The sequence below is a fragment of the Prosthecomicrobium sp. N25 genome, assembly GCF_037203705.1.
Taxonomy (GTDB): Bacteria; Pseudomonadota; Alphaproteobacteria; order Rhizobiales; family Ancalomicrobiaceae; genus Prosthecodimorpha.
Window position 1 is genome coordinate 908,189 of record NZ_JBBCAT010000002.1, and the last position, 11,601, is coordinate 919,789.

Here is an 11,601-nt window from a genome sequence, read left to right on the forward strand (position 1 = left end):
AAACCGCGGGTCGTCGTTGGATCGACCGAACCAAAATCGCAAGATCCGCAGCGAATCGGCACGACTTCAGCCGATAGAGGCTTTGCGAGCCCGATGACGGGACATTCGCCTACACGGTCGATCGAGACCGTGGCCGGCGTCCGTGCGGTTCGGACGAGATCGTCCGGCCGGAGCGGACCGGCGCGGTCGGAGGACCGCGGACGATGAGGCTTTCCGAGGGAACGGCCGATCGTCCGGGGGGACACGACCCAGTTCGAGGCAAACCAGGTCCGGCCGACATGTCGGCCCGGTTGCTCATGCGCATGGCCCCGCCGTCGGGACGGGGCTGCGGAAACGGCGGGCTCGCCGAATGCTCAAGTTCCCGGACGAGATCGATTTCACATGAGGCAAGGTAATCCGAAGCAGAGAATGCGCGGCCGCGGCGGCAACAACAGCGGCCGCAAGGGCCCCAACCCGCTGACCCGCAGCTACGAGTCGAACGGTCCGGACGTGAAGGTCCGCGGCACGGCTCTCCATGTCGCCGAGAAGTACGTCACGCTGGCGCGTGACGCACAGGCGAGCGGGGATCGCGTGCTCGCGGAGAACTACCTTCAGCACGCCGAGCACTATTACCGGCTCATCGCCGCCGCCCAGGCGCAGCTGCAGCAGCCGATCACGATCGTCCGCTCCGACGTCCAGATCGACGACGAGGACTACGAGGACGACGTGGACACGAGCGCGGACGCCCGTCCGGTGGTCTATGCCACCCCGGATGCCCCGCAGCCCTTCATCGAGGAGCCGCCGCGTGCCGGGAACCCGATGGGCGAGCGGGGCGACCGTCCCGAGCGGGGCGACCGTCCCGATCGCGGCGACCGCCCGGATCGCGGCGACCGTCCCGAGCGCCCGCCCTTCCAGGGCCGGGACCGCGAGTTCCGCGACAACCGGGATCGCGACAACCGCGACCGCTTCGGCGACCGTCCCCAGCACGATCGCAACCGCCACAACGGCCAGGGCCGGCCGTTCCGCGAACAGCGGGGCGACCGTCCCGACATGCGCGGCGATCGGCCGGATCGGGGCGACCGTCCCGAGCGGACGGACCGTCCGGAGCGCGCCGACATGGGCGGCGAGCGGATGGATCGTCCCGAGCGGGTCGACCGTCCGGATCGCGGCGATCGGCCGGATCGCGGGGACCGTTACGGGCGCGGCGAAGGCCGCTACGAGCGTGGTGACCGCGGTCCCTACGAGCCTCGCGGCGACCGTCCGGAACGTGCCGAGCGTCCGGAGCGTGTCGAGCGTCCGGAGCGTGCCGAGCGTCCGGAACGTGCCGAGCGTCCGGAACGTGCCGACCGTCCGGAGCGCGCCGAGCGCCCAGAGCGCGCCGACCGCCCTGAGCGTTTCGAGCGGCCCGAGCCCCGCGTTGAGCCGGTCGAGGAGCGGCACGCGGAGACCCCGGCGCCCGCGGCCAACGTGGCCGACGAGCTGCCGGCCTTCATCACCGGCGCCCCGCGCGACGCGGAGCCGGTGAAGAAGCGGCGCACCCGTGCGGCGCCCGGGACGGGCACCACGACGACCCGCACACGCCGCAAGGCCGCCGAGCCGGCCGCCGAGGCGCCCGAGGAGGCTCCGGCCGAGGACTGAGGTCCGCCAGCCGCGGTTTCGAACGACCCTTTCCGGCCCGGATCGCAAGATCCGGGCCGTTTGCATGTCGGGGTCCGGTCCGGCGCGGGGGGCGGCCGATCAGAAGGGCAGGTCGAGGGTTTCGGCCGCGAGGTCGAGCGCCAGGCGGTCGCCCTCGGCCAGCCGGCCTCCGGCGGTCACCCGCACGTAGATGCCGCAGTCGGTATGGCCGTAGGCGCCCATCAGGGTGCGGGGGATCTGCAGGTCGCGCAGGCCGGTCGCCGGATCGACGTTGGTGGCGGCGCAGCGCTCCGTGCGCTTCACGCCCTCGAGGCGAACCGACCCCGCCGCAGCGGTCCGGTCGACGAGGCCGAACTCCGACCAGGCCGGGATCCCCTCCACGTAGAGGTTGGCGCGGAAGCGCAGAGGATCGACCGGGGCGCCGACATGGCGCTCGAGGTCGCGGAGGCTTTCCAGGTTGACCAGGTGCAGGACCTTGGCGGCCACGTCCGAAAAGCTGTGGCCGGGGGTGGCGAGGAGGCGCGGCGGGCCGCGCAGCTCGCCCGGAAAGCGGGCGGCCACGAAGGCTTCGAGGGCGGCGCGGCCGTCCTGGCGATCGAGGCGGGCCGTTAGCGCCGGGGCGCCGGCCTCCTCGACGGTCAGCGTCATGGAGGCGGGGTCGAAGCGGGTCTTCAGTTTGGCGACCTCGGCGTTCCGCATCAGCATCAGGAAGCGGATCTTGGGGAAGTAGGCCGGGGCGGCGGGGTCGAAGCCCGAGGGGCCGTTCTCGATCGCGAAGGCGCGGTCCCAGGCGATCGTCCGGCCCGGCTCCAGGTCGGCGGCGGGCAGGCGCTCGGGCGAGAAGCCCTTGACGGGGTAGCGGTAGATCGCTGCGATCCGGGCTTCCATGCGGGGCGTCTCCTGTCGGCGCCCCCCGGTAGGCGCGACGCTTGCGCGCGTCAAGGCGGGATTCTCGGCCGGGCCCGGACCGGCTACTCTCCCGGCCCCGAGGGAGGCGTCCCGTTGTACCCGCCGGTCTTTCATCCTGCCGTCTACGATACCGAGCGCATGCCCCGGACCTGGTGGTCGGAGGGCGTGGACCTGCCGGCCACCACGCCGCTCTCGGGCGAGGTCCGGACGGAGGTCGCCATCATCGGCGCCGGCTATACGGGGCTTTCGGCGGCGCTGCATCTCGCCCGCGACCACGGCATCGAGTCCGTCGTGCTCGACGCCGGCCCGATCGGATGGGGCGCTTCGGCGCGCAACGGCGGCTTCGTCACGCTGCCGGCCGCGAAGCTGTCGGCCGAGCAGATGATCGCGCGCTACGGCGACCAGGAGGCGCGGCGCTTCTACCTCAGCCAGATGGAGGGGATCGAGACCACGCGGGCCCTCCTGGCGGAGGAGCGGATCGACGCGGACCCTCAGGGCGACTGCGTCTACGAGGTCGCCCATCACGAAAGCGCGGTGCCCCACCTGGTGACCACGGCCGACATCTACCGGCACCGCTTCGGCCTCGACGCCACGTTCCTGCAGGGCTGGGCCTTCGGGGCGATCGGGCACGGCGGCACGGAGCAGTTCGGGGCGCTCCGGCTCCGGGGCGGCTTCGGCCTCAATCCCTTGAAGTTCCTCCTCGGGCTCGAGGCGGCCGCCCGACGGCGCGGCGTCCGCGTTCACGGCGCGAGCCCGGTGCACGACTGGGTCAAGGACCGCGGCCGGCACGTGCTGGAGACCCCCGAAGGCCGGGTCTCGGCCCGGCACGTGATCGTGGCGACCAACGGATACACGCCCGACGAGCTTCGCCCGGACTTCGCCAACCGCACCCTGCCGGCGCTCTCCAACATCGTGGTGACCCGGCCGTTGACGGCGGCGGAGCTGGAGGCCGAGCGCTTCCGCACCGACTGCCCCGTCGCCAACAGCCGCAGCCTGCTCTTTTACTACCGCGTCCTGCCCGATCGGCGCTTCCTGTTCGGCGGCCGTGGCGGCACGGCCGGCGGGCCGGCGGACGACGCGGCGATGCGGGCCTGGCTGGAGACGCGGCTCGGGGAGGTGTTCCCGTCCTGGCGCGGCATCGAGACCACCCATTTCTGGAACGGCCTCGTGTGCCTCACGGCCCGCGGTACGCCCGCCGTCGGCCGGCTCCCGGCGGATCGGACCGTGCACTACGCCTTCGGGTGGCACGGCAACGGGGTGAACACGGCGCCCTGGGCCGGCATGGTGCTGGCGATGTCGATCGCCGACCGGGCCCGGGTGGAGTCCCTGCCGGCGCCCTATCGCGGGCTGCCGATGAGCCTCGTCTCCCCCGGCCTGCGGCGGCTGATCCTGAAGGGGGCCTATCTCTGGTACGGGCTCACGGAACGCACCTGAGCGCCGGAGCGCTCAGTCGAGATCCCTTGTCCAGGTCTGCCCGGTCATCTCGGGTCCGAAGTCGGCGTGGCGGCTCTCCTCCACCATCGTGAACCCGGCCCTTTCGTAGATGTGCCGGGCCGCGACGAGCGGGTCGTTCGTCCAGAGCACCATGCGGCGATAGCCCTTGGCGCGGGCGAAGGCGAGGCATTCGTCGACGAGGCGGCGGCCGAGGCCGAGGCCCCGGGCCGCCGGATCGACCAGCAGGAGGCGAAGCTTGGCGGTCTCGGGGTCGGCGCGCACGACGAAGACGCAGCCGACGCGCTCGCCGTCGCGCTCGGCGATCCAGCAGCGTTCGGCGTCCGGGTCATACTCGCGCAGGAACTTCGCCACGATCTCGGCGACCAGGGCCTCGAAGCGGGAGTCGAGCCCGTACTCGCGGGCGTAGAGCGCGCCGTGGCGCTCGACGACCCAGCCCATGTCGCCGGGCCGGTGCGGACGCAGCGTGAGGTCGGCCGGCGCGGCGGGGCCGATCAGCCTTTCGACGCGCCGCATCGCCCCGACCAGGGCGTCGCGCTCGTCCGGCCCCAGGGCGGCCAGCATGGCACCGATCTCCCGGCGGGCGGCCGCCACGATCGCCTCGTAGGCGGGACGGGCGGCGTCGGCGAGGGCGAGGTCCATCTGGCGGCCGTCGGCGCTGTTGGGGGTGCGGACCAGGTGGCCCCGCTCCTCCAGGGCCTTCACGAGGCGGCTCATGTAGCCGGGGTCGAGCTCCAGGTCGCGCGCGAGCTCGCCCGCGGTGGCGCTGCCCCGGCTCCCGACCTCGTAGAAGACCCGGGCTTCGGGGAGCGAGAAGGGACTGCCGTGCAGACCCTCGCCGAGCGCCCCGATCCGCTTGGTGTAGAAGCGCGAGAAGCGGCGGACGGCTTCGATGGTCGGGTCCGGATCGGGGGCGAGGGCGTCGGATTGCATCGGGGGTCTCCGCGGCAGGGCTCGGGGAAAGCGTCCGCCTTGATGGTTGCCTTTGTCAAGTATGCAGCCTGGACATCCTCCGGACTCCTACGGGGGGCGGCAGCCCCTTCCGCTCCCGGATGGGCCTTCCTATATCGGGCGGGACGGCTCCGTCCCGGTCGCCTCCCGGGATCGGGCGGGGCCAATCCAGTCACTCCTGACGCCGGCTCCGGGCTTCGGACGGAACCGGCGGGCGAGAAGGGGGAACGCATGAATCCCGAGAAATACACAGATCGCGTCCGCGGTTTCCTGCAGTCGGCGCAGACGAGCGCGCTGTCGCGCGGCAACCAGCAATTCCTGCCGGAACACATTCTGAAGGTCCTGCTCGACGACCCCGAGGGGCTCGCGGCCGGGCTCATCGACCGCGCCGGCGGCCGGTCGCGCGACGCTCTCGCGGCGACCGAGAAGGCGCTCGAGAAGCTGCCGAAGGTCTCCGGGGGGTCAGGCCAGATCTACCTGGCGCAGCCGACGGCGCGCGTCTTCGAGACCGCCGAGAAGATGGCCGAGAAGGCCGGCGACGCCTTCGTGACGGTCGAGCGCCTGCTGCTCGCGCTCGCGACCGAGAAGGACACGGAGGCCGGCAAGGCGCTGGCCGCCGCGGGCGCGACCCCGGCTGCCCTCAACCAGGCGATCAACGACCTACGCAAGGGCCGCACCGCGGATTCCGCCTCGGCCGAGAACCAGTACGACGCGCTGAAGCGCTACGCCCGTGACCTGACCCAGGCGGCGCGGGACGGCAAGCTCGACCCGGTCATCGGCCGCGACGAGGAGATCCGGCGCACCATCCAGGTCCTCAGCCGGCGCACGAAGAACAACCCCGTCCTGATCGGCGAGCCCGGCGTCGGCAAGACGGCGATCGTCGAGGGCCTGGCGCTCCGCATCATCAACGGCGACGTGCCCGAGAGCCTGAAGGACAAGAGCCTGATGGCGCTCGACATGGGCGCGCTGATCGCGGGCGCGAAGTATCGCGGCGAGTTCGAGGAGCGGCTGAAGGGCGTGCTCTCCGAGGTGACCGCGGCGGCCGGCGGCGTGATCCTGTTCATCGACGAGATGCACACCCTGGTCGGGGCCGGCAAGGCGGAGGGGGCGATGGACGCCTCCAACCTCCTGAAGCCCGCGCTCGCCCGGGGCGAACTCCATTGCGTCGGCGCGACCACGCTCGACGAGTATCGTAAGCACGTGGAGAAGGACGCGGCGCTGGCCCGGCGCTTCCAGCCGGTCTTCGTGGCGGAGCCGACGGTCGAGGACACGATCTCGATCCTGCGCGGCATCAAGGAGAAGTACGAGCTGCATCACGGCGTCCGCATCACCGATTCGGCGATCGTGGCGGCCGCGACGCTCTCCAACCGCTACATCACCGACCGCTTCCTGCCCGACAAGGCGATCGACCTCGTCGACGAGGCGGGCTCGCGGCTGCGCATGCAGGTCGACTCCAAGCCCGAGGAGCTGGATGAGCTCGACCGGCGCATCATGCAGCTCAAGATCGAGCGCGAGGCCCTGAAGCGGGAGAGCGATCCGGCGTCCAAGGACCGTCTCGGCAAGCTCGAGAAGGAGCTCGCCTCGCTGGAGGAGGAATCGGCGGGGGTCACCCAGCGCTGGCAGGCCGAGAAGGAGAAGCTGCAGTCGGCCACCAAGCTGAAGGAAGGCCTCGACCAGGCTCGCCTCGAGCTGGAGCAGGCGCAGCGCCGCGGCGACTGGGCCAAGGCGGGCGAGCTCGCCTACGGGGTCATTCCCGATCTTGAGAAGAAGCTCAAGGACGCCGAGGCCAAGACGGCGACTGCTCTCGTCCAGGAGGAGGTCACGGCCGACAACGTGGCCCAGGTCGTGTCCCGCTGGACCGGCGTGCCGGTCGACAAGATGCTCGAGGGCGAGCGGGAGAAGCTCCTGCGCATGGAGGACGAGATCGCGCGGCGGGTCGTCGGCCAGGCGGAGGCGGTGCATGCGGTGTCGACCGCGGTCCGGCGCGCCCGGGCGGGCCTTCAGGATCCGAACCGGCCGATGGGCTCGTTCATGTTCCTCGGGCCGACCGGTGTGGGCAAGACCGAGCTCACCAAGGCTCTCGCGCATTTCCTGTTCGACGACGAGACCGCGATGGTCCGCATCGACATGTCGGAGTTCATGGAGAAGCACTCCGTCAGCCGGCTGATCGGCGCACCTCCGGGCTATGTCGGCTACGAGGAGGGCGGCACGCTGACCGAGGCGGTGAGGCGGCGGCCGTACCAGGTGGTGCTCTTCGACGAGGTCGAGAAGGCGCACCACGACGTCTTCAACGTGCTCCTGCAGGTGCTCGACGACGGGCGTCTGACCGACGGCCAGGGCCGGACGGTGGACTTCAAGAACACGCTGATCATCATGACGTCGAACCTCGGCGCCGAGTATCTCGCCAACCAGCCGGAGGGCGAGGACGTCGACGCGGTGCGCGACCAGGTGATGGGCGTCGTGCGCGGCCACTTCCGGCCGGAGTTCCTGAACCGCCTCGACGAGATCATCCTGTTCCACCGCCTGAAGCGGACCGAGATGGGGGCGATCGTCGATATCCAGATCGGCCGGCTGAAGACGCTGCTCGCCGACCGGCAGATCACGATCGACCTCGACGCCTCGGCGCGGGCTTGGCTGGCCGACAAGGGCTACGACCCGGTCTACGGGGCGCGGCCGCTGAAGCGGGTGATCCAGCGCTTCGTGCAGGACCCGCTGGCCGAGAAGATCCTGGCGGGCCAGGTCAAGGACGGCGACGCCGTGACGGTCTCGGCCGGCGGCGACCGGCTCCTGATCCAGGTCACCGGCGAGGCGGCGGCCGACCAGGCGGCGTGAATTCGCGGCCCATGTGAGAGGCGAGGCCCGGCGGGAGACCGCCGGGCCTTTCGCCATTCGAGGTCCTGCACCGGGCTTATATTGCGTTGCAGCATGAGCCTGCTAGGGTCGGTGCCGGAGGGTGCATGAGCGCTTCGGATCCGACCGGACAGGACGGCCGCGCCGACACGGCCCGGTCGAGGATGCGCTCGCGCTCCTCACCGGCACGCTCCTGGTCGCGCTCGGGGTCCAGATCCTGAAGCTCGCCGGGCTCGCCACCGGCGGCACCGTCGGGATCGCGTTCCTGGCCGCCTACGCGACCGGCTGGCCGATCGGCTGGATCATCTTCGCCGTGAACCTGCCCTTCTACCTGTTCGCCTGGGCGGTGCTCGGACCTAAGTTCACGGTGCGGACCTTCGCGGCCGTCGGCCTCCTCTCCGCCGAAAGCCTCGCCCTTCCGGCGCTGATCCACGTCGAGGCCGTCGACCCGACCTTCGCCGCCGTGATGGGCGGTCTTCTGGTCGGCGTGGGGCTTCTCGCCCTCATTCGCCACAAGGCGAGCCTGGGCGGCATCGGCGTGCTCGCCGTCTTCCTCCAGGAGCGGTTCGGATGGCGGGCCGGCTCGGTGCAGATGGGTTTCGACTGTCTCATCGTGGCCGGCGGCCTGCTGGTGATGGACTGGCCTCAGGTGCTGCTGTCGGTACTGGGCGCCGTGATGCTCAACGTGGTGCTGGCGATCAACCATCGTCCGGGGCGCTATGCGGGCGTCTCATGAGATGGGCGGTGCGGTTATTTTATCCGGGTCTAATTGACGAGCCAATTTCATCCGGGTAGAAATAAGGCCTCGCGTTTCCGGAGGTCCCCATGTCCGAATCAGCCCGCGTCACCGCCTTCCTCGGCCATCGCCGCATCGCGCGCGGGTCGCTCGCCGCGGTCGCTCTGGCCCTGAAGGCCCGCTCCGCCGAGGACCCGATGCCGCTCGTATTCGACGACCGGACCGGCCGTGCGGTCGACCTCGATTGGCGGGGCAGCGACGAGGAGATCGCGCGCCGCTACGGCGAGGCCAGTCCGATCGACGAGGCTGACCCGGCGTCCCGACCGCCCGCGCCCGGGCGGGGACGGCCGAAGCTCGGGGTTGTCGCCCGGGAGGTCACGCTCCTGCCGCGCCATTGGGAATGGCTCAACGGGCAGCCGGGCGGGGCCTCGGTGGCGTTGCGCAAGCTGGTGGAGGTCGCCCGGAAGGGCAGCGAATGGGATGACCATGTCCGCCGGGTTCGCGAGGCGGCGAACCGCTTCCTCTCCGCCATGGCGGGCGACCTGCCGGGTTACGAGGAGGCGACCCGCGCCCTCTTCTCCGGTGACAGGGCCGCCTTCGAGCGGTTCATCGAAGACTGGCCGGCCGACATCCGCGACCATGCCCGCGCCATGGCGGACGGCGCCTTCGCGTGACCAGGCCCAGTCCCGCTCAGTTCGTCGCCGCGACCTTGGCGGGGGCGGGGGACTTCATGAGCTGGTCGACGTGCTCACGTTCCTTGCGGAACTCGGCCAGCATCGGGCCGGCGAGTTCCTTGCCGCGGGGGAGGCGGACGCGCATGGGGTCGACATAGGCGGCATTGATCAGCACCTCGTAGTGGAGGTGCGGTCCGGTGGAGAGGCCGGTGGTGCCGACGTAGCCGACCACCTGGCCCTGGCGGACCTTGGCGCCCTTCTCGATGCCTCGGCCGAAGCCGGACATGTGGTTGTAGGTCGTCTCGTAGCCGTTGGCGTGCTGGATCTTGACCTGCCGGCCGTAGCCGCCCTTCCAGCCGGCCTCCTCGATGGTGCCGTTGCCGGCGGCCAGGATCGGCGTGCCCACGGGGGCCGCCCAGTCGACGCCGGTGTGCATGCGGTAGTAGCCGAGGATCGGGTGGCGGCGGCCGCCGAAGCCCGAGCGGAACACGCCGCCCTCCATGGGCTTGCGCATCAGGAACTTCTTCGCACTCTTGCCGGCCTCGTCGTAGTAGTCGACCGTGCCGTCGTCGGGCGAGCGGTAGCGGTAGAAGCGCTTGGGCTGGCCGCCGACGGTGATGGAGGTATAGAGCACCTCCTGGACCGACTTCGCGTCGTTCTCGTCGGCGAGGGAGTAGAAGACCTCGAGGCTGTCGCCCGGCTTGACCTTCTGGTTGAAGTCGATGTCGTAGCTGAAGATCTGGACCAGGTCGCGGATCGTCGTCTGCGGGATCTGGTTCTCGAGCGCGGTCTGGTAGAGGCTCTGGTAGAGCGTCGGCACCGGGCCGTTCTCGGGGATGTTGTTGTCGTCCCCGATCTCGTCCGCCATTGCATTCTCGTTCTGGTCGGGCTCCTGGGCGGTGACGTAGCCGCCGTCGTCGTTCAGGGCGACGGTGACGATGTGCGATGTCTCCTTGTAGATGGAGACGCGGGCCGGTTTCAACTTGGTGGATTCGTCGATCTTGGCGAGGCCGATCTTCAGCCGGTGGCTCTGATCGAGGTTCTTCAGGTCGTAGACGCGGGCGATCGCCTTCATGATCTCGCCGGCGAGCTTGTCGTCGGCGTTGTGTTCCTTGAGGATGCCCTTCAGGCTGTCGTTGTTGGTGAAGGGGATGAGCTTCTCGTCGAGCCCGTTGCCTGCCGCGGCCCCGGTCTTCTCGGCGTCCGACTTCGCGAAGAAGGAGACGTTCTCGGGGGTGATCTTCAGCGAGATGGCGGAGGCGACGCCGCCGCCGAAGAAGCTCGTCTCGAAGCGATCGGCGTCCGACGTGATGGGCAGTGCCGCGGTCTGGACGGTCCCGTCGGTCAGGAAGCGGGCCTGGTCGCGGACGATCCGTTCCACCTCGCCGGCCGACATGGTCACGTCGGGATCGAAGAGCGTGGAGTCGGCTGGGAAGCTGGTTGTCCGCAGCGCCACTTCGCCCTCGACCTTCGCGTCGTAGAAGGCGGGGTTGCGGCTGCCGGCCGACTTGCCGGACAGGATGTCGGTATCGGCGAAGACCTTGAGCGGGTTGTAGGCGGGCAGGTTGGCCATCGCCTCGCTGCGCTTCTGCGCCAGCGAGGCCGAGATGCGCACGAAGGGGCGGACGCGGATGAGGTCCTTGTCGCCGACGCGGGTCATGGTCGACAGGTTGAGGACCGTGCGGGTGGCGAACTGATCGGCGGTGCTGCGCAGCCGGTCGGCTTTGGGGAGCACGCCGTCGCGGCGGTTGATCGCGACCCGATCGAGCGACCGGGCGGAGTCGGAGCCTGTGTCCGGCGTGGCAGCGAGGGTGTACTGGCCGTCGAGGGCGACCACAAGCGCGCCGCCCATGAGGAACGCGGAGGTCATGCCGGTCAGGACGGTGCCGGCGAGCCAGCGGAGCGAGACCTTCCGACGGTCGAACGGCAGGCCGCTGCCGTCCGCGCGCAGCGGCGGCTCGGGCCCGAGATCGATCTCGTCGTCGTGGGCTGCTCGGATACTCTGCATCGTCTCCGTCGTGTTCAGCTTCGCGAAGCAGCGCCGGACCCGCGGGAGGGCGCCTCAAACTGCACTCTCGCCTGGTCGGCGTCAACGCTCGCCCGTCTCCGAGGAGGGCGTGGGACCCGTGTCCTCCAGCACAAATCGGGCAAAAGATGGAAGACGGATCGCGAGGGCTCGAGGGACGCCGGCAGCCGGACGGGCCGCGGATCGGCCGGATCGAAAAAATTCGAAGAGCCGTGTTGACAGGTGGCGGGGTGGGGGACTAGATAGCGGCCAACGACGAGGGCGGTGGCGCTGCCGAGCGGCAGTGGACTTCGCTCTTGTTTCCGGGTCCTCGGGTGGTTATCTGAGGGTTCGGCGGCCCGGTGAGGGTCAGCTTCTCTCGCAAGACTGAAGCGGTCGGCTCCGAG

8 protein-coding genes are annotated in these 11,601 nt (G+C 70.4%); 5 read left to right on the top strand and 3 right to left on the bottom strand.

The annotated features are described in order from the left end of the window. Nucleotides 1–408: 408 nt before the first annotated feature. Entirely contained in the window at nt 409–1,617 is a 1,209-nt protein-coding gene (locus WBG79_RS19055; RefSeq protein WP_337358763.1) for a DUF4167 domain-containing protein, read from the top strand. 99 nt (nt 1,618–1,716) lie between these two features. Here WBG79_RS19055 and WBG79_RS19060 read toward each other — a convergent pair whose 3' ends face one another. After that, entirely contained in the window at nt 1,717–2,505 is a 789-nt protein-coding gene (locus WBG79_RS19060) for an MOSC domain-containing protein (protein WP_337358764.1), read from the bottom strand. A 159-nt stretch (nt 2,506–2,664) separates the two neighbouring features. On the opposite strand from WBG79_RS19060, the gene WBG79_RS19065 reads away from it, so the two are divergent. Further along, a complete protein-coding gene (locus WBG79_RS19065) occupies nt 2,665–3,960 on the top strand; it encodes an NAD(P)/FAD-dependent oxidoreductase (RefSeq protein WP_337358765.1) in 1,296 nt (431 codons plus the stop codon). A 12-nt stretch (nt 3,961–3,972) separates the two neighbouring features. Here the strand turns inward: WBG79_RS19065 and WBG79_RS19070 are convergent, their stop codons facing one another. Next, on the bottom strand, nt 3,973–4,911 hold the full coding sequence (locus tag WBG79_RS19070) for a bifunctional helix-turn-helix transcriptional regulator/GNAT family N-acetyltransferase (protein WP_337358766.1): 939 nt from the start codon (nt 4,909–4,911) through the stop codon (nt 3,973–3,975). A gap of 249 nt (nt 4,912–5,160) precedes the next feature. On the opposite strand from WBG79_RS19070, the gene clpB reads away from it, so the two are divergent. From clpB to WBG79_RS19085, 3 genes are all read left to right on the top strand, one after another. Beyond that, complete coding sequence (clpB, locus tag WBG79_RS19075) at nt 5,161–7,761, top strand: ATP-dependent chaperone ClpB (protein WP_337358767.1); 2,601 nt, start codon at nt 5,161–5,163, stop codon at nt 7,759–7,761. 121 nt (nt 7,762–7,882) lie between these two features. Then, complete coding sequence (locus tag WBG79_RS19080) at nt 7,883–8,515, top strand: YitT family protein (RefSeq protein WP_337358768.1); 633 nt, start codon at nt 7,883–7,885, stop codon at nt 8,513–8,515. Nucleotides 8,516–8,604: 89 nt separating this feature from the next. After that, on the top strand, nt 8,605–9,189 hold the full coding sequence (locus tag WBG79_RS19085) for a DUF2239 family protein (protein ID WP_337358769.1): 585 nt from the start codon (nt 8,605–8,607) through the stop codon (nt 9,187–9,189). A gap of 16 nt (nt 9,190–9,205) precedes the next feature. On the opposite strand, the gene WBG79_RS19090 is transcribed toward WBG79_RS19085, so the two are convergent. Next, nucleotides 9,206–11,197, bottom strand: a complete 1,992-nt coding sequence (locus WBG79_RS19090; protein ID WP_337358770.1) for a M23 family metallopeptidase — start codon at nt 11,195–11,197, stop codon at nt 9,206–9,208. Nucleotides 11,198–11,601: the final 404 nt, after the last annotated feature.

What these genes read in the sequence shown, in the direction of transcription:
- WBG79_RS19055 (WP_337358763.1), top strand. Translation starts at nt 409, where the DNA reads ATGCGCGGCCGCGGCGGCAACAACAGCGGCCGCAAGGGCCCCAACCCG.
- WBG79_RS19060 (WP_337358764.1), bottom strand. Translation starts at nt 2,505, where the DNA reads ATGGAAGCCCGGATCGCAGCGATCTACCGCTACCCCGTCAAGGGCTTC.
- WBG79_RS19065 (WP_337358765.1), top strand. Translation starts at nt 2,665, where the DNA reads ATGCCCCGGACCTGGTGGTCGGAGGGCGTGGACCTGCCGGCCACCACG.
- WBG79_RS19070 (WP_337358766.1), bottom strand. Translation starts at nt 4,911, where the DNA reads ATGCAATCCGACGCCCTCGCCCCCGATCCGGACCCGACCATCGAAGCC.
- clpB (WP_337358767.1), top strand. Translation starts at nt 5,161, where the DNA reads ATGAATCCCGAGAAATACACAGATCGCGTCCGCGGTTTCCTGCAGTCG.
- WBG79_RS19085 (WP_337358769.1), top strand. Translation starts at nt 8,605, where the DNA reads ATGTCCGAATCAGCCCGCGTCACCGCCTTCCTCGGCCATCGCCGCATC.
- WBG79_RS19090 (WP_337358770.1), bottom strand. Translation starts at nt 11,197, where the DNA reads ATGCAGAGTATCCGAGCAGCCCACGACGACGAGATCGATCTCGGGCCC.